24 protein-coding genes are annotated in these 22,849 nt (G+C 71.2%); 13 read left to right on the top strand and 11 right to left on the bottom strand.

Features of this window, described 5'->3' with window-relative positions:
• The first annotated feature begins 88 nt into the window (after positions 1-88).
• From BKA15_RS28090 to BKA15_RS28080, 3 genes are read left to right on the top strand one after another with little or no spacing between them, the layout of a single operon-like run.
• Entirely contained in the window at positions 89-700 is a 612-nt protein-coding gene (locus BKA15_RS28090) for a TetR/AcrR family transcriptional regulator (protein ID WP_179756576.1), read from the top strand.
• Positions 701-710: 10 nt separating this feature from the next.
• Positions 711-1,580 (top strand): phosphotransferase, encoded by an 870-nt coding sequence (locus BKA15_RS28085; protein ID WP_179756574.1) that lies wholly within the window; start codon positions 711-713, stop codon positions 1,578-1,580.
• A gap of 27 nt (positions 1,581-1,607) precedes the next feature.
• Entirely contained in the window at positions 1,608-2,633 is a 1,026-nt protein-coding gene (locus BKA15_RS28080) for a BUD32 family EKC/KEOPS complex subunit (protein WP_179756572.1), read from the top strand.
• 60 nt (positions 2,634-2,693) lie between these two features.
• On the opposite strand, the gene BKA15_RS28075 is transcribed toward BKA15_RS28080, so the two are convergent.
• A complete protein-coding gene (locus BKA15_RS28075) occupies positions 2,694-3,212 on the bottom strand; it encodes a GNAT family N-acetyltransferase (RefSeq protein WP_179756570.1) in 519 nt (172 codons plus the stop codon).
• A gap of 204 nt (positions 3,213-3,416) precedes the next feature.
• On the opposite strand from BKA15_RS28075, the gene BKA15_RS28070 reads away from it, so the two are divergent.
• The 7 genes from BKA15_RS28070 to BKA15_RS28040 all read left to right on the top strand — a co-directional run bounded on the left by BKA15_RS28070 (position 3,417) and on the right by BKA15_RS28040 (position 9,597).
• On the top strand, positions 3,417-4,343 hold the full coding sequence (locus BKA15_RS28070; RefSeq protein WP_179756568.1) for a 1-phosphofructokinase family hexose kinase: 927 nt from the start codon (positions 3,417-3,419) through the stop codon (positions 4,341-4,343).
• Complete coding sequence (locus tag BKA15_RS28065) at positions 4,340-5,722, top strand: sulfatase family protein (protein ID WP_179756566.1); 1,383 nt, start codon at positions 4,340-4,342, stop codon at positions 5,720-5,722. The genes BKA15_RS28070 and BKA15_RS28065 overlap by 4 nt, the downstream gene beginning before the upstream one ends.
• Positions 5,719-6,381 (top strand): DsbA family protein, encoded by a 663-nt coding sequence (locus tag BKA15_RS28060; RefSeq protein ID WP_179756564.1) that lies wholly within the window; start codon positions 5,719-5,721, stop codon positions 6,379-6,381. Before BKA15_RS28065 ends, BKA15_RS28060 begins: the two co-directional genes overlap by 4 nt.
• Complete coding sequence (locus BKA15_RS28055) at positions 6,378-7,208, top strand: cytochrome c biogenesis CcdA family protein (RefSeq protein ID WP_179756563.1); 831 nt, start codon at positions 6,378-6,380, stop codon at positions 7,206-7,208. The genes BKA15_RS28060 and BKA15_RS28055 overlap by 4 nt, the downstream gene beginning before the upstream one ends.
• Before the next feature lie 63 nt (positions 7,209-7,271).
• Positions 7,272-7,796, top strand: a complete 525-nt coding sequence (locus BKA15_RS28050) for a M15 family metallopeptidase (RefSeq protein ID WP_179756561.1) — start codon at positions 7,272-7,274, stop codon at positions 7,794-7,796.
• A 9-nt stretch (positions 7,797-7,805) separates the two neighbouring features.
• A complete protein-coding gene (locus BKA15_RS28045) occupies positions 7,806-8,495 on the top strand; it encodes a response regulator transcription factor (protein WP_179756559.1) in 690 nt (229 codons plus the stop codon).
• The gene (locus BKA15_RS28040; RefSeq protein ID WP_179756557.1) at positions 8,488-9,597 is read left to right on the top strand and encodes a sensor histidine kinase; all 1,110 of its coding nucleotides are present in this window, start codon (positions 8,488-8,490) and stop codon (positions 9,595-9,597) included. The genes BKA15_RS28045 and BKA15_RS28040 overlap by 8 nt, the downstream gene beginning before the upstream one ends.
• A 767-nt stretch (positions 9,598-10,364) precedes the next feature.
• On the opposite strand, the gene BKA15_RS28035 is transcribed toward BKA15_RS28040, so the two are convergent.
• The 9 genes from BKA15_RS28035 to rimP all read right to left on the bottom strand — a co-directional run bounded on the left by BKA15_RS28035 (position 10,365) and on the right by rimP (position 19,147).
• Positions 10,365-11,267: a bifunctional riboflavin kinase/FAD synthetase gene (locus BKA15_RS28035; RefSeq protein ID WP_179756555.1), complete on the bottom strand. Its 903-nt coding sequence runs from the start codon at positions 11,265-11,267 to the stop codon at positions 10,365-10,367.
• The gene (locus tag BKA15_RS28030; RefSeq protein ID WP_179756553.1) at positions 11,264-12,223 is read right to left on the bottom strand and encodes an ion transporter; all 960 of its coding nucleotides are present in this window, start codon (positions 12,221-12,223) and stop codon (positions 11,264-11,266) included. The genes BKA15_RS28035 and BKA15_RS28030 overlap by 4 nt, the downstream gene beginning before the upstream one ends.
• A gap of 10 nt (positions 12,224-12,233) precedes the next feature.
• The gene (truB, locus tag BKA15_RS28025; protein WP_179756551.1) at positions 12,234-13,169 is read right to left on the bottom strand and encodes a tRNA pseudouridine(55) synthase TruB; all 936 of its coding nucleotides are present in this window, start codon (positions 13,167-13,169) and stop codon (positions 12,234-12,236) included.
• Positions 13,144-13,581: a 30S ribosome-binding factor RbfA gene (gene rbfA / locus BKA15_RS28020; protein WP_179756549.1), complete on the bottom strand. Its 438-nt coding sequence runs from the start codon at positions 13,579-13,581 to the stop codon at positions 13,144-13,146. The genes truB and rbfA overlap by 26 nt, the downstream gene beginning before the upstream one ends.
• Positions 13,578-16,634, bottom strand: a complete 3,057-nt coding sequence (infB, locus tag BKA15_RS28015) for a translation initiation factor IF-2 (protein ID WP_179756547.1) — start codon at positions 16,632-16,634, stop codon at positions 13,578-13,580. Before infB ends, rbfA begins: the two co-directional genes overlap by 4 nt.
• 279 nt (positions 16,635-16,913) lie before the next feature.
• The gene (locus tag BKA15_RS35950) at positions 16,914-17,165 is read right to left on the bottom strand and encodes a YlxR family protein (protein WP_179756545.1); all 252 of its coding nucleotides are present in this window, start codon (positions 17,163-17,165) and stop codon (positions 16,914-16,916) included.
• Entirely contained in the window at positions 17,162-17,695 is a 534-nt protein-coding gene (locus tag BKA15_RS35945) for a P-loop nucleotide/nucleoside kinase family protein (RefSeq protein WP_246322440.1), read from the bottom strand. The genes BKA15_RS35950 and BKA15_RS35945 overlap by 4 nt, the downstream gene beginning before the upstream one ends.
• A complete protein-coding gene (gene nusA / locus BKA15_RS28000; RefSeq protein WP_179756543.1) occupies positions 17,692-18,675 on the bottom strand; it encodes a transcription termination factor NusA in 984 nt (327 codons plus the stop codon). Before nusA ends, BKA15_RS35945 begins: the two co-directional genes overlap by 4 nt.
• Before the next feature lies 1 nt (position 18,676).
• Positions 18,677-19,147, bottom strand: coding sequence for a ribosome maturation factor RimP (gene rimP, locus BKA15_RS27995; protein ID WP_179758750.1), 471 nt, complete (start codon positions 19,145-19,147; stop codon positions 18,677-18,679).
• A 114-nt stretch (positions 19,148-19,261) separates the two neighbouring features.
• Between rimP and BKA15_RS27990 the strand changes: the two genes are divergently transcribed.
• Genes BKA15_RS27990 through BKA15_RS27980 form a run of 3 tightly spaced genes read left to right on the top strand, consistent with a single transcriptional unit; the run spans position 19,262 to position 22,045 of the window.
• Positions 19,262-20,266 carry a ferritin-like domain-containing protein gene (locus BKA15_RS27990; RefSeq protein ID WP_179756541.1) on the top strand — a complete coding sequence of 335 codons (1,005 nt, stop codon included), beginning with the start codon at positions 19,262-19,264 and terminating at the stop codon, positions 20,264-20,266.
• Between the two features lie 37 nt (positions 20,267-20,303).
• A complete protein-coding gene (locus tag BKA15_RS27985) occupies positions 20,304-21,158 on the top strand; it encodes an alpha/beta hydrolase (RefSeq protein ID WP_179756539.1) in 855 nt (284 codons plus the stop codon).
• Positions 21,155-22,045, top strand: coding sequence for an RNA polymerase subunit sigma-70 (locus BKA15_RS27980; RefSeq protein ID WP_246322439.1), 891 nt, complete (start codon positions 21,155-21,157; stop codon positions 22,043-22,045). Before BKA15_RS27985 ends, BKA15_RS27980 begins: the two co-directional genes overlap by 4 nt.
• On the opposite strand, the gene BKA15_RS27975 is transcribed toward BKA15_RS27980, so the two are convergent.
• Entirely contained in the window at positions 22,046-22,849 is an 804-nt protein-coding gene (locus BKA15_RS27975; protein ID WP_179758749.1) for a sulfite exporter TauE/SafE family protein, read from the bottom strand.

Raw genomic sequence — 22,849 nt, 5'->3', positions numbered from 1 at the left:
GTAGTGATTGACACATAAATAGCGTGACACGATCGACAGCCGGAGTCAACGGCTATTCTTAACAATCGATACAGAAAGGATCTGAGCCATGGCGCAGCGCGGACGGCCGCGAGCCTTCGACCGCGAGGTCGCCCTGCAGCGCGCCATGGAGGTCTTCTGGGAACACGGTTACGAGGGCACCTCGCTGGCCGACCTGACCGCCGCGATGAAGATCAACTCGCCCAGCCTGTACGCCGCGTTCGGCGGCAAGGAGGACCTGTTCCGGGAGGCGGTCGGGCTGTACGGCGCGACCGAGGGCGGGCTGACCGCGCGGGCGCTGACCGAGGAGCCGACGGCCGAGCGGGCCATCGAGGCGATGCTCCGGGACAACGCCGCCGCCTACACGACCGGCGACGGCCCGCGCGGCTGCATGATCGTTCTGGCCGGCTCGACGTACACGACCCGGAGTGAGTCGGTGCGGGATTTCCTGCTGGAGAAGCGGATCGAGACGGTCGGGCAGGTGCAGGCCCGGCTCGACCGGGGCATCGCCGACGGCGACCTGCCCGCCGGGCTCGACACCGCGATGATCGCCGACTTCTACACCACGGTGCTGTACGGACTCTCGATCCGGGCCCGGGACTGCGCCAGCTCCGAGGAACTGAACAAGATCATCGACGGAGCGATGGCCGCGTGGCCCGCGCTGACCGGCCGTTCCGCGTAGGGTTCGGCGGGTGACGCGGTGGGACACGACTCTGACCCCGGCGGCGCTGGCCGCCTTGGTGGCGAAGGCGCGACGGAGCCGGCCCGAGCTCGGTGACGAGGAACCGGAGCTGATCGGCGAAGGGATCAGCACGCTGACGTACGGCTGGGCCGAGTGGGTGCTCCGGATCTCGCGGCGCCACCCCGAGCCCTGGACCTGGCGCGGCGGCCGCCGGCACGAGCTCCGGCTGCTGGCCGAACTGCGGCGGCGAGGTCTGCCGGTGCCAGCAGATGGCACGGTGATCGAGGAGGTCGGCGGACTGCCGTCGGCGATCTTGGAACGCCGGATCGTCGGGACGCCGCTCGCTCCGGACCTGGTCCGGACGGATCCCGGGCTGGCGACCAAGATCGCGATGATCTTGGATCGGCTGCACGCAGTCGGTGCCGACGAAGCCGCCTCGCTCGGCGTACCCCTCGACGATCCGACCGGGGAGTTCCGGGACGCGTTGGCCGTGGTGGAGCTCGACGGCGGGCTGCGGCGGCACGTCGAGTCCGCGCTCGAGCTGCTCGACGGGCGGGCTCGGATCCGTACCCTCTGTCATCGGGACTTCCGAGTCGATCACCTGATCAGCTCGCGGGACGGCGACATCACCGGGCTGCTCGACCTGGGCGACCTCGGCGTCGACGACCCGGCCATCGACCTGGCCCACCTGCACGGCGAACTCGGCCCGGACGCGGTGGCCCGGATCTGTGCGGCGATGGAGACCGCGGACCCCGGTCTGGCCGAGGCGGCGCGCACCTTCCATGCCCTGTGGCCGTTGCTCGAGCTGGCCCCCGGCGGCGACTGGTGGGGCGACCCGGCGACGGCGCGGGACCGACTCGCGGCGCTGCTCCGACCATGATCAACAGTTCCCTGGCATGATCACCGAATGGAGTTGGAGAACAGACGCGCCCGTCATCGATTGATCTCCGACTCGCTCGCCGCGCGGACCGACGCCGAACTCGCCGAACTGGTCGGGCCGGGCGGTTCGGGCATCGTCGAGGTCGCCGGAGCCGCGGTGTTCGCCAAGCGGATCCCGCTGACCGACCTGGAGCTGGCGCACCCGCGGTCGACGGCGAACCTGTTCGACCTTCCGCTGGTCTGTCACTTCTTCTTCGGCGTACCGTCCGTCACCCGGTTCGGCTTCGGCGGGCCGTCACTCAACGCCTGGCGCGAACTGGCCGCGAACCTGATCATCACCGACGGCGTGCTGGCCGGCGAGACCGAGGCCTTCCCGATGCTGCACCACTGGCGGGTGCTGCCCGGTCGACCCCCGCTGAGTGCCGGTCCCGCGGAGTTGGCGGACCTGGTCGCCGAGCTGGATGGCTCGCCCGCCGTCCGGACCCGGCTGGAAGCTCTGCGGGACGCGACCCACAGCCTGGTCCTGTTCAGCGAGCAGCTGCCGTACCCGGTGAGCGACTGGCTGCGGGAGGATCCGCTCGCGAAGGCGGAGGTCTTCGAGCGCCAACTGCTGGAGATCGTGAGCTTCCTGCGGGACCGGGAGCTGCTGCACCTGGACGGGCAACTCGGCAACATGCGATCGGACGGCGAGCGGCTCTACTTCACCGACTTCGGCCTGGCCGCCTCGCCGCGGTTCGAGGTGACGGGGCCCGAGCGGTCCTTCCTCGCCAGCATCGCGACCAGCGACGCCGACTACGCCGCCCTGCGCCTGGTGCACTGGCTGGCCGTCGCTGTCTGCGGTGTACCCGACCCGAAGGCGCCCGGCCAGGACTGGCGCCCGCGGGCCGAGTTCGTCCGGCGGTGCGCCGAGGGCGACCTCCCCGACGACCTGCCACCCGTCGCCGTCGGGATCCTGACCCGCCATGCCGCCACCGCCTGGCGCACCTTCAGCTTCTATCGCCGGCTGTTCAACGACGACCGGCACGCGGAGTATCCGCAGCCGTTGCGCGCCTGATACCGCCCCGCGGAGCGGTTCGCCCGTCGCCGCCCGACGGATCCCAGGTACGCAGCAGGTTCATGTCGATGTCTTTGCCGAGACCAACCGCTCGAGCCGGACCACGACCGTTCGGTGCGATGCGTCCGTCCGTCGCTGACCGGGGGCGCCGCCGACCAACGCCTCGCCGCGAGGAACGAAGCCGCGCTCCAGGTAGTACTTGACCAAGCCCGGGTTGTCGGCAACGCAGTCGAGCCGGACGAACTCGCAGCCCGCCGCCCGTGCGAGTTCGTCAACCCACGAAAGGATCCGGGTTCCGAGGCCGCCGTACCCGCGCCGCACGGCCATGCGATGGACGTAGCGCGCCGCACTCGGACGGTCCTGCCAGATCGGATCCGCTGCATCGACGGTCACCGTGGCAGCGGACCGGTCCCCGACCCGAACCAGCCAGGTCTCGCCCGCTTCGACGGCCGGCCGGACCAGATCGGGGGCGAACCGTTCGGGCCACTGGCGGATTCCACGCCCCCGCAGCCAGCGGGCCGCTTCGTCGAGGATCGCAACAACCTCGGGCAGACCCACCACCTGCGCCCGTTCGAACACGACGGCAGGGCCTGGCCAAGGAGTGCACATCAGGACAGTCTGTCCCGAACTGTGTTCGGGGCCGGTAGCGGAGTGAGCCCCACTGACCCGCCGAGTGGTCACAAGTGCAGCGACACGCCGCCAAAACGGCTGCTTTGTTGACTGGTCGGCGGAGTCGGTGCTCCCTCGGATGTCGGCGGGAGGTGTCCCGCTAAAGTGCACCGGGTGATCACCGTCGCCGGTCTGAGCCCGTCGCTCGACCTGACCTATCTGGTCGATCGGTTGGAGCCGGGAGCGATTCATCGGCCGTCGGAGGTCGTTCGGTGTGCGGGCGGGAAGTCGCTCAATCTCGCTCGGGCGGCGGCCTCGCTGGGAGCGCAGGTGGAGATCGTGGCGCTGCTCGGGGGCTCGACAGGCGACTATCTCGCCGAGCAGTTGCTGGCGGAGGGCGTCTCCGTGATCATGGTCGCGACGCCGGCGGAGACCCGGACCTGTGTGTCGATCGCGGCGGCGGACACCGGGCGGCTGACCGAGCTCTATCCGCGGGCCGACCCGGTGCCGGCGGACGTCTGGCAGACCTTCCATGATCAACTCGGGACGTCGCTGCGACGGCGGCCGGGCTGGTTGGCGATCACCGGGAGTGCGCCGCGCGGGCTGGAGCCGGAGGCCTTGGCCGGGTTGGTCCGGTTGGCCACCGACGCCGGGGTACGGGTCGCGGTGGACACCCACGGGCCGGCGCTGGCGGCGGCGATCACGGCCCGGCCCGAGCTGGTCAAGATCAACCGGTACGAGGCCGCCGAGCTGATGCAGGTCGCCCCGGACGGCGACCTGGCCGAACGTGCCGAGGCGGTACGAGAGCGCACCGGCGGCACGGTCGTGATCACCGACGGCGAGCACGGGGCGGTCGCGACGGACGGGCGGGGTCGCTGGCGGGTTGCGGCGTCGCCGGAGCGCGGCAGCTTCCCGGTCGGCAGCGGGGATTCCTTCCTCGGCGGGCTGCTCGGCGCCCTCGACCAGGGCTCGGACCTGCCGACGGCGCTGCGGCGCGGGACCGGGGCCGGCACCGCGAACGCGCTGATCCCCGGGCCGGCGCGCTTCCGTACCGACGCCGTGGAGCGGATCGCGAAGGAACTCGACGTGGAGGAACTGTGAGTCACCCGAACATCGTCCTGATCGTCTCCGATGATCATGGTTACGGCGACCGCGGCTACCTCGGCCATGATCAACAGGTACGCACCCCGGCACTCGACCGGCTCGCCGCGACCGGCGTCGACTGCACCAACGGCTACGTCAGCGCCCCGATCTGCAGCCCGTCCCGGGCCGGGCTGATCAGCGGCCACTACCAGCAGCGCTGGGGCGCCCGCTGGTTCAACGACTCGCGGTTCGGTGATCACCTGCCGAGCCTGGCCGAGCGGCTCGGTGCGCTCGGCTACCGGACCGGCTACTTCGGCAAGGTGCACTACGGACCGGAGGACATCGGCGACCGGGCCTGCCCGCCGCACCACGGCTTCGACGAGACGTACTACGGCCTGGCCGGGAAGCAGCAGGGCCGGTTGAACTATCTGCGGCATTCGGCGGCCGCGGTCGAGGAGTACGGTCCCGAGGCGTCCTGGCGGATGGCGGTGCAGCCGATGCTGACCGGGGACACCGAGGTCGAACTGGAGGGGTTCCTGACCGAGGAGCTCGGCCGCCGGGCCGGCGCCTTCATCGAGGCCGATGATCAACGGCCGTTCTTCACCATGATCGCGTTCAACGCCGTCCACAACTTCTGCTGGCAGCTGCCGGAGGACGAACTCTCGGCCCGCGGCCTGCCAGTCCGCGCGGACTGGCACGACGCGGATGATCAAGGGTACGGCGACTGGTACGACGGCTCGATCACCCCGAATCTCGATCATGGCCGGGACTACTACCTGGCCCAGCTGGAGTTGATGGACCGCGAGATCGGCCGGCTGTTGGACCGGCTGGACCAGCTCGGACTGGCCGACGACACGATCGTGGTCTATCTGACCGACAACGGCGGCTCACCCTGCAACTACGGCGACAACACCCCGCTGCGCGGCTCCAAATACACCCTCTGGGAAGGCGGCATCCGGGTCCCGTACCTGGTCCGCTGGCCCGGCGGCGGCTGGTCCGGCGGCCGTACCGTCGATGCGCCGGTGAGCTCGCTGGACCTGCTGCCGACCCTGGTCGGTGCCGCCGGCGCGGCCCCTGAGATCGTCGCGCAGTCGGACGGAGTTGATCTTGGTCCGATGCTGGCCGGCGCCGAAGGTGATCATGATCGGGTCCTGCACTGGGACTGCGACTTCCAGTGGGCGGTCCGGGCCGGCGATCTCAAGCTGCGCTGGTGCGACGGCGATTCCCCACGGGCCAAGGGAATCCGAGCCGTCGAGCGAGCCGAGCCGGGCAACGGCACGAGGCTGTACGATCTCCGCGACGATCCCGGCGAGCAGCGTGATCTCGCCGCAGAGCGGCCGAACGACGTGGCCCGGCTGACCGCCCTGCACCACGACTGGGTTGACTCCCTGCGATGACCGTCATCGGCAGGCGTCGATGGTTGGCTGCGGCCGGAGCGGTCGCCGTCGTCCTCCTGTTCGTCGCGGGTTCGCTCTGGTCCGATCGTCTGGACTCGCCCGGGCAGCACCGGGACACGGCCCGGCGGATCGAGGGCGATGTCACCGCGTACGGCTCGGTGGACGCGCGGGTGGTCATGATCGAGTATGCGGACTACCGGTGCCCGACCTGCGCCCACTTCGCGGGCGAGACGTTGCCGCTGTTGATCACCGAGTACGTCGAACCGGGGCTGGTTCGCTACGAGTGGCGCGACCTGCCCGTGCTCGGCCCGGAGTCGTTCGACGCTGCGGTCGCCGCACGGGCCGCGGGCCGGCAGGGTCACTACTGGGCCTACCACAACGCGCTCTTCTCCGATGAGTCCGCAGCGGCCGATCGCGAGCACTGGCTCGTCCTCGCGCGCGTGGCGGGCGTACCGGACGTCGATCGGTTCGCCCTGGATCTGTTCGATCCGGCGTTGGCCGCGGAGGTCCAGGCCGACGTCGACGAGGCCGGGCGCCTCGGAGCGGCCGCGACGCCGACCTTCATGATCGGCGAGACTCCGGTGGTGGGTTCGCAGCTCATCGAGGTGTACCGCCAGGCGATCGAGCACGAACTGCGCCGGGCCGGAGTCCGACGGTGACCATCGGCTATGCGAGCGCGCTCGTCGGGGGCGTACTGACGTTGCTCAGCCCGTGTTCGGTGATGGTGCTGCCGGCCTTCTTCGCCTATGCGTTCGGATCGCCGGCCAAGCTGATCGGACGGACGGCGGTGTTCCTGCTCGGCCTGCTCGCCACCCTGGTTCCGCTCGGTGTCTTCGCCGGGACCGTCGGAGTGCTGCTGACCAGCTTCCGCGAGTGGCTGATCGCCGGCGCGGGAACACTGATCATCGTGGCCGGAGTCGTCCAGATCGCCGGCGTTCCGATGCCGGGGCTGCGCCGTCGCCAGAACTCCCCGGCCGAGTCGACCTCGGCGGTCTCCGTGTTTCTGCTGGGCACCGTCTACGCCGTCGCCGGTGTCTGCGCGGGCCCGATCCTCGGCACCATCCTGATGATGTCGACGGTCTCGCGCACCCCGTTGTACGGCGGGCTGTTGCTGGTCTGCTACGCCGTCGGCATGGTGGTCCCACTGTTCGTCCTGTCCGCGGTCTGGCCTCGGCTCGGCCGCCGGGGTCGCAGCCTTCTGCCCGCCAAGCACCTGCGCATCGGCCACTGGAGCAACAGCTGGACCATGATCATCTCGGGACTGCTCTCGGTCGCCCTCGGCGTCGTCGTCATCGTCACCGACGGCACCGCCGGGATCGCCGGGATCATCTCCGCCGGCACACAACAGAACGCGGAGTCCTGGGTCCTCGACCGGCTCGGCCAGGTGCCCGATCTGCTGGCCGTGGCGATCGGAGTCGCCCTGCTGCTTACGGTCCTGGGGATTCGGCGACTGCGCCGACGACGCCCTGCCGAATTGCAACGTTGAGTATCGCGCGCGTATGGAAATCCGGATACGCCGCCACAACGGCTCCCTGGCTTCAGTTGAGGCATGGACCAGAGCGTGCGGACAGCCACGGTCGAGGCCGTGTTGGGCGAGGCGGACGGTGTCATCCCGGACGGGACCTCGGTGTCGGTGTACGCCGACGTACCGGCGGTCAACGGGCTCGATCCCGCGCTCCTGAAGGCGTTGCGGCGGGCCGCCCGGGCCGCGGCCCTGCACGGGATCGGGCTTCGGATCAACGGCGGCTGGCGGTCGCCGGCGCGGCAGCTGCGGCTGCTCGAGAACGCGATCGAGCGGCTCGGGAGCGAGGAGGCCGCCCGCTGGGTGGCGACGCCCGAGACGTCGGCCCACGTTGCGGGCCAGGCGGTCGACGTCGGTCCGGTGCAGGCCGCCGCCTGGCTGTCCGAGCACGGCGCCCGGTACGGACTGTGCCGGGTCTACCGCAACGAGCCGTGGCACTTCGAGCTGTGTCCGGAGGCGGCTCGCTACGGCAACCCGCCGCTGTACGCGAACCCGAGCGAGGACCCGCGACACCGAACCGTCCATACGTCCCCGATAGCCACGGGTCCCTAGGCTGCAGGCATGCGCGTGCTGATCGTGGAGGACGAGCCGTACCTGGCCGAGGCGGTCCGGGATGGATTGCGGCTGGAGGCGATCGCGGCCGACATCGCGGCTGACGGCGACACCGCGCTGGAGCTGCTCTCGATCAACTCCTACGACCTCGCCGTGCTCGACCGCGACATCCCCGGCCCGTCCGGCGACGAAGTCGCCCGGCGGATCGTCGCCTCCGGCAGCGGGATGCCGATCCTGATGCTCACCGCGGCCGACCGGATCGACGACAAGGCCACCGGGTTTGAGCTCGGCGCGGACGACTACCTCACCAAGCCGTTCGAGCTACGGGAACTGGTGCTCCGGCTCCGGGCCCTGGACCGCCGTCGGATGCACAACCGGCCGCCGGTCCGCGAGATCGCCGGGCTGCGGCTGGACCCGTTCCGGCGCGAGGTCTACCGCGACGGCCGCTACGTCGCGCTGACCCGGAAGCAGTTCGCGGTGCTCGAGGTGCTGGTCGCGGCCGAAGGCGGTGTGGTCAGCGCCGAGGAACTGCTGGAGCGGGCCTGGGACGAGAACGCCGACCCGTTCACCAATGCCGTCCGGATCACCGTCTCGGCCCTCCGCAAGCGGCTCGGCGAGCCCTGGGTGATCGCCACCGTCGCCGGCGTCGGCTACCGCATCGACACGGGTCCCGGCGACCACGGCGCCGCCGATGGATAGACGGCCCGGACTGAGCGTGCGGCTCAAGCTCACGCTCAGCTATGCCGGCCTGCTGATGCTGGCCGGCTTCATGGTGCTCGCGGTCGTCTGGGTCCTGCTGCTGCGGTACGGGCCCGAGGGCGCGGTCACCACCCCCGAGGGCATCGATCCGGGCCGGATGATGGTCAACGGCGACCTGCTGACGGCGCTCCGCCTGATGGTCGGCGTGATGCTGCCGACCGCGAGCATCGTGATGGCGTTCCTGCTGGTGTTCGGCCTGCTCGGCGGCTGGGTCCTGGCCGGCCGGATGCTCGCGCCGCTGGACCAGATCACCCGCGCCGTCCGGCAGACCACGGACGCGTCGCTGTCGCGCCGGATCCGGCTGCCGGGCCGCAAGGACGAGTTCCGCGAGCTCGCCGACGCGTTCGACGGCATGCTCGAACAGCTCGAGGCCCACGTCACCGAGCAGCAGCGGTTCGCCGCGAACGCGTCGCACGAACTGCGCACCCCGCTCGCCATCTCCCAGACCCTGATCGAGGTCGCCCGGGCCGGCCCCGCCGATCAGGACGAACTCATCGATCGCCTGCACACGGTCAACACCCGGGCGATCGACCTCACCGAGGGCCTGCTGCTGCTCAACCGGAGCGACCGCCGGCTGTTCACCACCGAGCCGGTCGACCTGTCACTGCTCGCCGAGGAGGCCGCCGAGACCCTGCTGCCGCTCGCCGAGGAACGCAAGGTCGCGCTCGACGTCACCGGCGAGCCGGCCCGGACCGTCGGCTCGGCGGCGCTGCTGCTGCGGATGGTGACCAACCTGGTCCAGAACGCGATCGTGCACAACCTGCCCGAGCACGGCACCGTGACGGTCAACACCGCCGCGCACGACGACGGCGTCGTGGTCCGGGTCGAGAACACCGGCCCTCCGGTCCCCTCGGCCCTGCTGCCCACGCTGCTCGAACCGTTCCAGCGCGGCACCGACCGGGCCCGGACCGAAACGTACGCCGGCGTCGGGCTCGGGCTGGCCATCGTCAACAGCATCGTCCGCGCCCACGACGGCACGCTGGACCTGATCGCCCGCCCGGCCGGCGGCCTGATCGTCACCATACGGTTGCCGCCCGCCTGAAGCCCGCGTTCGCGAAGTCCCGCCGGTACACGTGCGTTGTTGCGGCTGCGGCGCCATTGGGGTTCACCGTAGATCTTGCGGTCCGTAATCCGCGGGCCAGGGTCGTGCATCGAGTGTGCGGATAACGACCTCGATCTGGCCCGAGGAGGTCGTTATGTCGCCACTCGACGCCCGTGGCGGAGCGCCCGCTGGAATGGATCCGCTCGGGACCGCAGATTCTTCGGTTCCCGCGATGTGCCTTGATCCCGTGGGCGGCGCCGGGGGTTCGGCGACTTCGTCGAGTGGACTCTTTGACCGGCGAATCGGCCGCCCGAATCGAGGTCAAGGCGTCCGCTCACTGACGGCCGATCAGGCGTGCCCGCGCGAGGCCCGTGGAGCTGTCGAGTGCGGATATCGGCGTTGGGCCACCCGGACCGAATCACAACTGGGCAACCGGCCGGAATTCACCGACGGAAGTCGCCGCCACCCTGATCCGGACGGTCTGCCGAGACGACCGGCGGGATGGGACTTGCGACCGCTCCTGTCACAAATCTGCAATGCAACGCCCCCGGGAGGCGAGAAACCGGTTGCGGAATCCGTTGCCTTGCAGATCTGTGACACAGGCCCGAGCCCTCGACCGGATCAGGCGACCGAACCGCCGGTCGTACGCCTCGGTCCCGAGACCCTCGAGATGTCGCCGGTCCGGAGGTGGCGTCATCTCGGCATTCCTGGCCACTTTCCGCCCGGCTCGGGCGGGCCACCCCATCCGCCCTGGCCCTTCGAGAGGCTCAGGGGGCGTGGTGGCCGGCGAGGATGTCGCGGATCTGCTCGACGTCGCGGTGCATCTGGGCGATCAGCGCCTCCCGGCCCTCGTACTTCACCTGGCCGCGGATCCGCTGGTCGAAGTCGATCGCGATCTCGACGCCGTACAGCTCGAGATCGGTCCGGTCCAGCACGTAGGCCTCGATCCGCCGCTCGACGCCGTCGAAGGTCGGGTTGGTGCCGACCGAGATCGCGGCCGGCCAGCGCGGCGACGGGATGTCCAGCCGGGTCACCCAGCCCGCGTAGACCCCGTCCGCGGGTACGGCCAGCGTCGGGTCGACGGCGACGTTGGCGGTCGGGAAGCCCAGCTCGCGGCCGCGGTGATCACCCTCGATGACGACCCCGGAGAACCGGAACACCTGGTCGCTCAGCTCATGGAACCGTTCCAGATCGCCGTCCGCGATCGCCTGCCGGATCAGGGTCGCGGAGCTGGGCGCGGAGGCGTCGCCGACCAGCTGGACGACCTGCACCTTGAAGTCGCCGCCGGCCAGGTCGGCCAGGGTGCCCACGTCGCCGCTGTTGTCGCGGCCGAACCGGAAGTTCTCCCCCACCACGATCCGGACCGGATCCAGCGGCCGGAGGGTCCCGTCGACGAACTCGGCCGGCGTCTGCCGGGACAGTTCGTGGGTGTAGTCGACGACGACGACCTCGTCGACTCCGGCGGCGCGGAGCAACTCGACCCGGCGCTCCAGGGTGGTCAGCAGCGGCGGCACCCGGTCCGGGTGGTGGATCACCCACGGGTGCGGCCAGAACGTCACGGCGATCACCTTCGCACCGGGCTCGGCCTCCCGGGCCGCCCTGATCAGCGCGACATGACCGCGATGCACGCCGTCGAAATTGCCGATGATGATGACGCTGCCGTCGCTCACTCGGTAAGTCTCCCATCCTGTCCCGCGGCCCCGTCGCCGACCGTTGCCCTGTCCGCGGCCGGTGACCGGTCCAGCGGGTGATCGGTGAACCGGTGCCGCAGTTCGTCGGTGCCGACCGTCGCGTCCTTGGCCAGGCCGGTGCCGGCCAGCTTCGCCTCCAGCTCGTCCAGAGCCTTACGGTGATTGTGGATCGTCTCGGTCAGCTCCTTGGTCTCGGCCCGGTCGTCGACCCGGTTCCGGTACGCCTCGTCCAGGCTGTTGATCACCACGCCGACGACGAGATTGATCACCACGTAGGTGCCGATCAGGACGAACGAGATCGTGTACGGCAGCCCCCACGGCGACACCTCGCGGAGGTCGTACAGCACCGAGTTCCAGCCCTCCAGGGTGAGCAGCGTGAACAGGGTGAGCACGCCCTCGCCGAGATTGCCGAAGTACTGCGGCGCGACGTCGCCGAAGAGCAGGTTGCCGATGATCGCGTAGATGAAGCAGAGCAGCGCGGTCAGGGCGAGCAGGCTCGCCGCGGGGCCGGCGGCGCGGCGCAGGCCGTCCAGCAAGACGTGTACGTCGGGCATCAGCCGGAGCAGCCGGACCACCCGGAGCAGCCGGATCAGCCGCAGTGCCGTGGTGTTGCTGGACAGGCCGGGCACGAACGCGGCGGCCACGACGAGCGTGTCGAACACGTTCCACGGGTCGCTGAAGAAGCGGCGCGGATTGAGACCGTACGCGACGAAGCGGAGCACCAGTTCGACCACGAAGACGGCGAGGAAGGCGTAGTCGATCACCTCGATCGCCCGGTGCACGCCGACCGGAAGTTCCTTGTAGGTCTGGATTCCGATGGTGATCGCGTTGGCCAGGATCACGCCGATGACGAGGTTCTGGAACCAGGTGGCGTTGACGAGGCGGTGCGCGGCGCGCTGCCAGCGCGGGGCGCCCTCGGGCGGCACGTACGGCATCGAGGTCCTGTCAGTCGACGAAAACGGCATCGGCCACGGCGTCCGGACCGGACGGCCGATAGAGGGCCAGGAAACGGCCGTCCTCGGCGAACACCGCGGTCGGGTCGGCGGGCAACGAGAGTCCGGTCAGCCGACGACCGTGCCGGACCGCATCCGCCTGGCCGGCGTCCAGCGTACGCGTCGGGAACTGTTCGGCCGCAACCCGATCGATCCCGATCAGCCGCAGCCCGTCCGCCTCGGCCGACTCCAGGGTCTGCGCCCGGTCCTCGGTGAACGAGCCGACGGCGGTCCGGCGCAGCGCGGTCAGGTGTCCCCCGGTGCCGAGGGCGGCTCCGAGATCGCGCGCCAGGGCCCGGATGTAGGTGCCGGCGGTGCACTCCACCGCCACGTCCAGGTCGACCACGGCGATGCCGGTGACGTCGTGGCCGTCGCGTCGTTCCAGCAGCGCGAACTCCGAGACCCGGACCGGTCGCGCGGAGAGTTCGACCGACTGGCCCTCCCGGACCCGGGTGTAGGAGCGGACGCCGTTGATCTTGATCGCGGACACCGCGCTCGGCACCTGCCGGATGTCGCCGGTGAGCCGGGCCATCGCGGCGGCGATCCGGTCCGGCGCGACGTCGGCGGCGCCGAGCCGGCCGACCACCTCGCCGTCGGAGTCGTCGGTCACCGTACTGACACCGAGTCGGATCGTCGCCGTGTAGCGCTTGATCGTCGCGGTCAGGTGGCCGAGCAGCCGGGTGGCCCGGTTGATCCCGATCACCAGCACACCGGTGGCCATCGGGTCGAGCGTCCCGGCATGGCCGACCCGGCGAGTGCCGGCCAGCCGGCGCACCCGCGCGACCACCTGGTGCGAGGTCAGCCCGCCGGGCTTGTCGATGATCACCAAGCCCGAGCCGGTGGTCCCGGAGGCGCCGCCGGCGTCAGTCCTCGTCTTCGGTCTCGTCATCGGCACGCTTGTACGGATCCGGGTCGACGGCGTAGCTGGCTCCGGCGGCCCGCTCCGCCACCTCGGCGTCGCCGGCCTTGGCCTGGGCCAGCAGATCGTCGATCTGCCGGGCGGTCTCCGGCACCGCGTCCTCGAAGAACGCCAGCGTCGGGGCGAACCGCAGGCCGAGCTGCTTGCCGACCTGGGACCGGATCAGGCCGGTCGCCGACCGCAGCGCGGCCGCCGTCCCGGCTCGATCCTCGTCACTGCCCAGCACGGTGTAGAAGACGGACGCCTCGCGGCTGTCGCCGGTCAACCGGACGTCGGTCACGGTGATGAAGCCGAGCCGCGGATCCTTGACCCGCCGCTCCAGCATCTCCGCGACGATCACCTTGATCTGGTCGGCCAGCTTCAGCACCCGCGGCGAGCTCACACCCGCTCCTTCTCCCGCATCTCGAACGTCTCCACCACGTCACCGACCCGGATGTCGGAGTAGTTGGCGAGGGTGAGGCCGCATTCGAAGCCTTCCCGCACCTCGGTGACGTCGTCCTTCTCCCGCCGGAGCGAGGAGATGGTGGTCTCGGTCAGCACCACGCCGTCGCGGATCAGGCGGGCCGACGCGTTGCGCCGGACCAGCCCGTTGGTGATCATGCAGCCCGCGATGACGCCGGCCCGGGAGGACCGGAAGATGTTCCGGATCTCGGCCTGGCCGAGCTGGGCCTCTTCGTAGACCGGCTTCAGCATGCCCTTCAGTGCCGCCTCGATCTCGTCGATCGCGGCGTAGATCACCGAGTAGTAGCGGACGTCGACGCCGAGCCGGTCGGCCAGCTCGGACGCCTTGCCCTGGGCCCGGACGTTGAAGCCGATGATCACCGCGTCGAACGCGGCCGCCAGGTTGACGTTGGTCTCGGTGATGCCACCGACACCGCGATCGATCACCTGCAGTGCGACCTCGTCGCCCACGTCGATCTTGGACAGCGCCTCTTCCAGGGCCTCGACCGAGCCGGAACCGTCGCCCTTCAAGATCAGCTTCAGTTCCTGCTTCTCGCCCTTCTCCAACTGCTCGAACAGCTGGTCCAGGGTCTTCCGGCGGGCACCGGCGGCCTGCGCCGCGGCACGCAGCCGGGCGGACCGGCGGTCGGCGATCTGCCGTGCCGTACGGTCGTCGGACACCACCAGGAACGAGTCGCCGGCACCGGGCACCGCGGTCAGGCCGAGCACCTGGACCGGCATCGACGGCGGCGCCTCCTTCACCGACTCGCCGGCGTCGTTGATCATGGCGCGGACGCGGCCGTGGGCCGGTCCGGCGACGATCGAGTCGCCGACCCGGAGCGTTCCGCGCTGCACCAGGACGGTGGCGATCGGGCCGCGGCCGGTCTCCAGATGACCTTCGATCGAGATGCCCTGCGAATCCATCGAGTCGTTGGCACGCAGGTCGAGCGCCGCGTCGGCGGTCAGCACGATGGCCTCGAGCAGGTCGTCCAGGCCGTCCCGGGTGATCGCGGAGACGTTGACGAACATCGTGTCGCCGCCGTACTCCTCCGGCACCAGGCCGTACTCGGTGAGCTGACCGCGCACCTTGGACGGATCCGCCCCCGGCTTGTCGATCTTGTTCACCGCGACCACGACCGGCACCTCGGCCGCCCTGGCGATGTTCAGGGCCTCGATCGTCTGCGGCATCACACCGTCGTCGGCCGCCACCACCAGTACGGCGATGTCGGTCGACTTGGCGCCACGGGCCCGCATGGCGGTGAACGCCTCGTGGCCCGGGGTGTCGATGAAGGTGATCTTGCGTTCCTGATCATCGACCTCGGTCGACACCTGGTAGGCGCCGATCTTCTGGGTGATGCCACCGGCCTCGCCGGCGACCACGTTGGTCTTGCGCAACGCGTCCAGCAGCTTCGTCTTGCCGTGGTCGACGTGACCCATGACGGTGACGACCGGCGGCCGGGCCACCAGTTCCTCCTCGCCGCCGGTGTCCTCGCCGAACTCGATGTCGAAGCTCTCCAGCAGCTCGCGGTCCTCGTCCTCGGGCGAGACGACCTCGATCTCGTAATTGAGCTCCGAGCCCAGCACCTGCAGCGTCTCGTCCGGCACCGACTGGGTGGCCGTGACCATCTCACCGAGGTGGAACAGCGCCTGCACCAGGGCTGCCGGATCGGCGCCGATCTTCTCGGCCAGGTCGGTCAGCGAGGCGCCGCGGGCGAGGCGGACCTTCTCACCGTCGCCCTGCCGGACCCGGATGCCGCCGAGCGACGGGGCCTCCATCTCGTTGAACTCTTGCTTGCGTTGCTTGCGCGACTTGCGGCCACGCCGGGCCGGACCGCCCGGACGCCCGAAGGCACCCTGGGTCCCGCCACGACCACCGCGACCGCCACGCCCGGCGGGCGGACCGCCCGGAGCGCCGCCGCCACCACCGGGACCGCCGCCCGGACCGCGACCCGGAGCACCGCCACGGCCGCGACCGCCGCCGCCACCGCCCGGACCACCCGGGCCGCCACGGCCACGAGCCGGCGCGCTGCCGAGCTGCCCGGACGACTGCTTGGGCATCATCGCGGGGTTCGGCCGCGGGATGCCGGGGACGCCGCCGCCACCGCCGGGACGGCCGGCCGGAGCCGGACCGCCGGGCCGGCCGGACTGCGGACGCGGACCGCCGGGGCGGCCGCCGCCTTCCTGGCCGGGCCGCGGAGCGCGCGGCTGCCCCATGCCCTGGGACGACGAGAACGGATTGTTACCGGGCCGCGGAGCGCCGCCCGGGCGAGGCCGGGAACCGCCCGGCAGACCGCCGGTCGACCCGGGCCGCGGCGCCCGCGGCTGACCGCCGGGGCGCGGCTGATCGGAACGCGGACCGTCGCCGCGACCCTCCTGCCGGCCGGGTGCACGACCCGGAGCCGGACGCGGGGTCGGCCGCGGACGGCTGTCCCGGGGTGCGCCGTCGGACCGCGTGTCCGGACGTGTGTCCGGGCGGCTGTCCGACCGCGTGTCCGGACGACTGTCCGTACGGTTCTCCGGTCGAGCCGGTGCGGGACGCGGCGTCGGCCGGGCCGGTGCCGGAGTCTCCGCCGGCGGCGTCTCCGCCCGCGCGGACTCCGGGCGTGGAGCCTCCGCCCGAGGGGTCTCCGCACGAGGGGTCTCCGCACGGGGTGCCGGGGCCTCCGCAACAGGTTCTGGTTTCTTCTCCGCCTCGACGGGCGGGGCGACAGGCGCGGGAGTCGCCTCGACAGGCGCCTCCGGCACGGCAGGCTTGGCCGTCACTGCCTCTTCCTTGGACGGGCTCGCGGGCGCCTTCTTGGCGGGAGCCTTCTTGGATGCCTTCTTGGCGGGCTGTTCGCTCGCCAGTCGCTCCGTCAGCCGACGGACGACTGGGGCCTCGACGGTCGACGATGCCGACCGGACGAACTCCCCCATGTCCTTCAGGGTGCTGAGGACGACCTTACTTTCGACTCCGAGCTCCTTTGCGAGCTCGTAGACCCGGACCTTAGCCACTACTCTCCTCGTTCGGTCCGGACCTTGGGCCAGGCGCGGACCAGCTAGTTGTCGTGCATGCTCATTGAGGTGTACTCATCGAGTGGTCATGAGCGTTAGCCCACCTTCTGTTCGACGCGGGTGTCCCGGTGCACGACGTGCCTCGGGGCCCACGCTTCGGCTGGTTGCCCGCCCGGTCTCGGGCAGGCAGGTGATAGCTGGCCGTACGGCCGAGCACTAACTCTATGCCCAAGCGTACGCATCTGCCTAAGCGGGTGCCGCTCGGCGCGGCACCCCGGGTCAGTCGGTCGGGAGGGTGAGGCCGGCCAGCTGGTCGGCGCCGATCCCCTCGGTCCGGAGCGCCCGGCCGAACGCGCGCTTCTTCGTCGCCTGCGCCAGGCACTTCGGATCCGGATGCAGATAGGCCCCGCGACCCGGGGCGACCTGTCGCTCGTCGACGATCACTCGGCCGCCGGACCAGACGACCCGCAGCAGCGCCTTCTTGTCGGTACGCCGACGGCAGCCGATGCAGGTCCGGACCGGGTCGCTCACCGCGTCACCGTAGCGCGGACCACGGCGAGCGCCGCGGCCGCGGCCTCGTCCATGTCGGTGGTGTCGATCAGGTGGCGCGGGCCGTCGCGGGTCTCGTCCCACGGCTCGTAGCCGCCGGCCTGGACCTCGGCCCACGTCGGTACGGTCTGGCCGGCGAGGTCGGGCCGGCGGCCGCTGACCCGGCGACGGTGCTCGCTCTCGTCGTGGACGACGGTCTCCAGGAAGACAGGGCGGGACACCTCGGCCAGACTCAGCCAGCCGGCCCGTGCCTCGGCGACCGGGTTCACGGCGTCGACGACGACCGGCCGGCCGAGCCGGAGCATGCCGAGGGCGATCTCGTGCGCGAGCGTGTAGCCGACCGGGCCGACCGGCGGCTCGACGGTGCCGGTCCGCAGCAGGACGGTCTCGATCGCGTCGACGCGGACGTACCCGGCGTCGAGCTCGCGGGCCAGCCTGGTCGCCAGGGTGGTCTTCCCGGTGCCGGGGCGGCCGGCGAGCAGGATCAGCAGCGGTCGGTCCGCTGGGGTCAAGCCTGGTCCTTGACCGGCTCGGTGTCGGAGCGGATGTCGATCCGCCAGCCGGTCAGCCGGGCGGCGAGCCGGGCGTTCTGCCCTTCCCGGCCGATCGCCAGCGACAGCTGGTAGTCCGGCACGACGACCCGGGCGGCGCGCTGGGTCTCGTCGACCACGGTGACCGAGGTGACCTTGGCCGGCGACAGGGCATGGCCGACGAACTTCGCCGGGTCCGGGGAGTAGTCGATGATGTCGATCTTCTCCTCGTTCAGCTCGTGCATCACGGCGCGCACCCGCTGCCCCATCGGGCCGATGCAGGCGCCCTTCGCGCTGACCTCGGGGTTGTTGCTGACCACCGCGATCTTGCTCCGGTGGCCGGCCTCGCGGGCGACCGCCTTGATCTCGACGGTCCCGTCGGCGATCTCCGGCACCTCCATCCGGAACAGCTTCTCGACCAGGCCGGGATGGGTCCGCGACACCACGACTTGCGGCCCGCGGACCTCCTTGCGGACCGAGACCACGTAGACCCGGAGCCGGGTGCCGTGGGTGTACGACTCACCGGGGACCTGCTCGGCCAGCGGCATGATCGCCTCGATCTTGCCGAGGTCGACCAGCACGGTCCGGGTGTCGCTGCCCTGCTGGACCACGCCGGACACGATGTCGCCCTCGACGCCGGAGAAGTGGCCGTACTTCTGCTCGTCCTCGGCGTCGCGCAGCCGCTGCATGATCACCTGGCGCGCGGTCGACGCGGCGACCCGGCCGAAGCCCTCCGGCGTGCTGTCGTACTCACCGATCTTGGCGCCGTCGTCGTCGAACTCGGGCACCATCACGTTGACGTGCCCGGTCTTGCGATTCAGTTCGACGCGCGCGCCGGGGACGGCACCGTCGGTCTTGTCGTACGCGGACAGCAGGGCTTCCTCGATCGCGGCGACCAGAATGTCGAACGGGATGTCCTTCTCCCGCTCCAGCAACCGCAGTACGGATATGTCGATGTCCACGTCAGTCCTCCTCGGCACGATTCAGCTCGACCTGAACCAGCGCCTTACCGATATCGCCAAAACGTACCGAAGTCTGTTCCGATTCTGTCGTCAGCAGCACCTGATCATCGCCCACTTCGGCGATTCGACCGGTGATTTCGGTGCCGTCGGCGGTGTTCACCCGGACCAGCCGGCCCGTGTTGCGCCGCCAGTGCCGGGGCAGGGTGAGCGGGCGGGAGACGCCCCGCGACGTGACTTCCAGCGTGTACGGTCCCGCGCCCGCCGTGTCGTCGGCGTCGAGGGCGGCCGAGACCGCCTTCGTCGCCTCGGCGATGTCGTCGAGCAGCGGACCGGTCCCCTCGGGCCCGTCTCCGTCGACCACCAGCCGGAGCAGCCGCCGCTTGCCGGCGGGTACGATCTCGACGGCCTCGAGTTCCAGACCGTGTTCCGCGAGCACGGGGGTCAGCAACTGCTCGATGTGGACGTCCTTCATCCCCCAGCTCCGTTCGATTGATATGTTGAGGTGCCTCATCTGCGGGCCGCAGTTTTTCGCGGACCAGGCATTGTTCCATGACACCCGTAGTTTCTGACGCAGGGGACCAACCCGATGAACCCACCGCTGCCCCGGCGCGTCGTGCTGCTGGCCGGGTTCGGCGCCCTCGGCGGGACCCTGATCGGGTGTGACGCCAAGGCGCCGGTCGGGCCGACCACGACACCGGAGCCGAGCCCGACCCAGCCGCCGGTCTTCGCCGGCGGCGCCGCCGCGGCCAGGCTCGAGGAGCAGCTCAGCCTGCAGGCCCGGTCGCTGCTGACGTCCGGCGGCGACGACCTCGGCCGCCCGCTCACGGCGATCCTGACCGCCGCCGCGGGCGGCCACCAACTCCACCTGGCGGCCCTCGCGGCGCCGGAGCCGACCGGCCGGCCGACCTCCGGCGGCAGCCCGCGGCCGACCCCGAAGCCGACCAAGGCCGCCCTGCCGGCCGACCTCAAGGAGTTCGCCGCCGCCGAGGCCGCCGCCGCCGGTGCTCATGCCGAGCGGGCCGTCACCGCGGAGTCGGTGACCGCGCTGTTCTGGGCGTCGCTCGCGGCCGCGGCCGACGGGTACGGCCAGGCGGTCCGGCAGCAGGGCGGCTCCACGAAGGGTGCCGGCCCGGCCAAGGCGCCGAAGCCGGGGCCGCACCGCCCGGTCGAGCCGGTCGAGCCGGAGCAGGCCCGGCGCGCCATGGTCGACCAGCTGCACGCGGTCACGTACGGCTATCAGATGGCGATCGGGCACCTGGCCGAGGACCGTTTCGAACGCGCCGCGACCGCGCTCCGGGAGCACCGCGGCCTGCGCGACCGACTGATCGCCGACCTGGTCGAGGCCTCCGCCGACGTCCCGCCCGCCGCCCCCGCGTACGACGTCCCGGTGCGACCGACCGACCCGGCGTCGGCCACGAAGTTGATCATGACGATGGAGACCGCGCTGCTGCCGTTCTGCGGCCAGTGGGTCGCCGCCGCCGAGTCCGGGGAGGAGCGCGAGCTGGCCGTCGCGACACTCCGCGCGACGACGGTTTCCGCGGTCGGTTGGGGCGGACCACTGCTCAGCTGGCCCGGCTACGTGGAGCCCTGACCGATTCCTTTCCGGTCCGGCCGGGGTTCATATCCCCATGACGATCACGACCGAAGACCCCAACCGTGCCCACTGGACTGCGTTGGCCGCCGGCCAGGAACCCGTCTGGGAGGACCTCGGCGCCGACCCGGACAGCATCGAGACCGAGCTCACCACCGACCCGGCCGGCCGCTGGCTGCGCCCGCCGGACCCGCTGCCCGGCGCCGCGGTGCTGGCGATCCACGGCGGCGGTTTCATCGGCGGCTCGACGCACACCCACCGGCGGCTGTTCGGCCGGCTGGCCGAGGCCACCGGCACCGCCACCTTCGCCGTCGAGTACGGGCTGGTGCCGGAGCACGTGTTCCCGAGCCAGCTCGACACGGTCACGGCGGCGTACCGCCGGCTGCTCGACCGGGGCGCGACCCGGGTCGCGGTCACCGGCGACTCCTGCGGCGCCGGGCTCGCGATGGCGCTCGCGCTCCGGGTGCGGGACGAGGGACTGCCGGCACCGGCCGGGGTGATGCTGATCTCGGCCTGGGTCGATCTGGAGGCCACCGGCGACACCTACGACACCGGCTCCGATCCGTTCTTCACCCGCGACCTGGTCCGGCAGCTCGGCGCCGGCTACCTGGCCGGCACCGACCCGCACCACCCGCTGGCCGCTCCGATCCACGCCGATCTCCGCGACCTGCCGCCGGTCTATCTCCAGGTCGGCGCCGCGGAGGCCGGGCTCGGCGACAGCCGCCGGCTGGCCCGTCGGCTGCTGGAAGCCGGCGTGGAGGTGCGCCTGGAGGAGTACGGCGGCCAGTTGCACACGTTCCAGATGGCGGCCGGCCGGACCCGGGTGGCCGACGAGGCGGTCGGGAAGGCGGGACGATGGCTGCGATCGACGTTGACCAGGCAGGTGGGATGACCGGATTCGAGGACGCGGCGGCGCCGTTGCGGCGCGAGGTGCTGGTCCACTGCTACCGGATGCTCGGCTCCTGGGACGAGGCCGAGGACGCCGTCCAGGAGACCTTCCTGCGGGGCTGGCGGGCGTGGGCGACGTTCGAGGAACGGGCCTCGGTCCGGACCTGGCTGCACCGGATCGCCACCAACGTGTGTCTGAACTCGGTCCGCGACCGCGGCCGGCGGGCGCTGCCGGCCGGGATCGGCGCGCCGGCCGACCGGGTCGACGAGCCGGGACCCGTACTGCCGCCGGAGACCTGGATCCAGCCGATCGCCGACGACCGGCAGGACCTCCGGCTGGCCGTGATCGCCGGCCTGCAGACCCTGCCGCCGACCCAGCGGGCGGTGCTGCTGCTGCGCGACGTGCTCGCGTTCAGCGCCGCCGAGGTGGCCCGGATGCTCGACCTGTCGACCGCCGCCGTGAAGAGCTCGCTGCAACGGGCGCGGGCGCGGCTGGCCGCGGTGGCACCGGAGCCGGAGGACGTGCTGGAACCGAGCCGCCCCGAGGCCCGGCGCCTGGTCGACGCGTACGTCGGCGCGTTCGAGAACGCCGACGTCCAGCGGCTGATCACGGTGCTGCGCACCGACGCGACCCTGCAACTGCCGCCGGGCCGGGACTGGTTCGCCGGCAAGGCGAGCTGCTCCCAGGTCTTCGCCGCCGCCGTCGGAAACCCCGGCGAATGGAAGATGCGGCCGATCGTCGCGAACGGCCAGCCGGCCGTGATCGCCGCCTACCGCGGGCAGCCGTTCGGCATCGCCGTGCTGGACGTCCGGACCGACGGCATCGCCGGCGTCACCGCCTTCGGCCTGCCGGACCTGGTGCCACGGTTCGAGGCTGCCCGGCCGTCGTGATCACCGGGGGCCGACGAACTGCATCACCGTGTCGTAGCCGAGCTTGAGGATCAGGGCGAGGACGACGATCAGGAAGACCCGGCGGACGAACTCGTTGCCGCCGCGGATCGCCATCCGGGCACCGAGCAGCCCGCCGATCAGGTTGGCCGCGCCCATCGCCAGGCCGAGCTGCCAGATCAGCTGGCCGTGCACGCCGAAGACGATGATCGCGCCGAGATTGGTGGTCAGGTTGGCGATCCGGGCCTTGGCGCTGGCCTCCAGGAAGCCGTAGCCGAGCACACTGACCAGCAAGATCACGAAGAACGCGCCGGTGCCCGGGCCGATCAGCCCGTCGTAGCAGCCGATGCCGAGCCCGATCGCCGCGGCCCGGCCGTAGTGGTGGCTGCCGGCGTGCTTGCGTTCGCTGATCATGCCGAGCTTGGGCCGGCGCCAGGTGAAGATCCCGACGCCGATCAGCGCGATCAGGACGATCGGGGTGAAGATCGACTTCGGCAGGTACTGCGCCACCATCGCACCGCCGGCCGCGCCGAGACCCGACGTGATCACCAGCGGGATGATCGTCCGCCAGTCCGGTCTGACCTTGATCGCGTACGTGATCGAGGCGACCGCCGTGCCCCAGACGCTGGACAGCTTGTTGGTGCCGAGGATCGCCGCCGGCTGGCTGTCCGGCAGGCCGATCAGCAGCGCCGGCAGCTGCAGCAGCCCGCCGCCGCCGACCACCGAGTCGACCCAGCCGGCCGCGAACGCGACCAAGATCAACAGTGCGACCCCGAGCAGGGACAGCTGGAGGCCGTCGTGGAGCAT

It is taken from the genome of Microlunatus parietis, assembly GCF_013407955.1.
Taxonomy (GTDB): Bacteria; Actinomycetota; Actinomycetes; order Propionibacteriales; family Propionibacteriaceae; genus Microlunatus; species Microlunatus parietis.
Note: the sequence above shows the minus strand (reverse complement) of the source record. Positions and strands in the feature narration are given on the sequence as shown.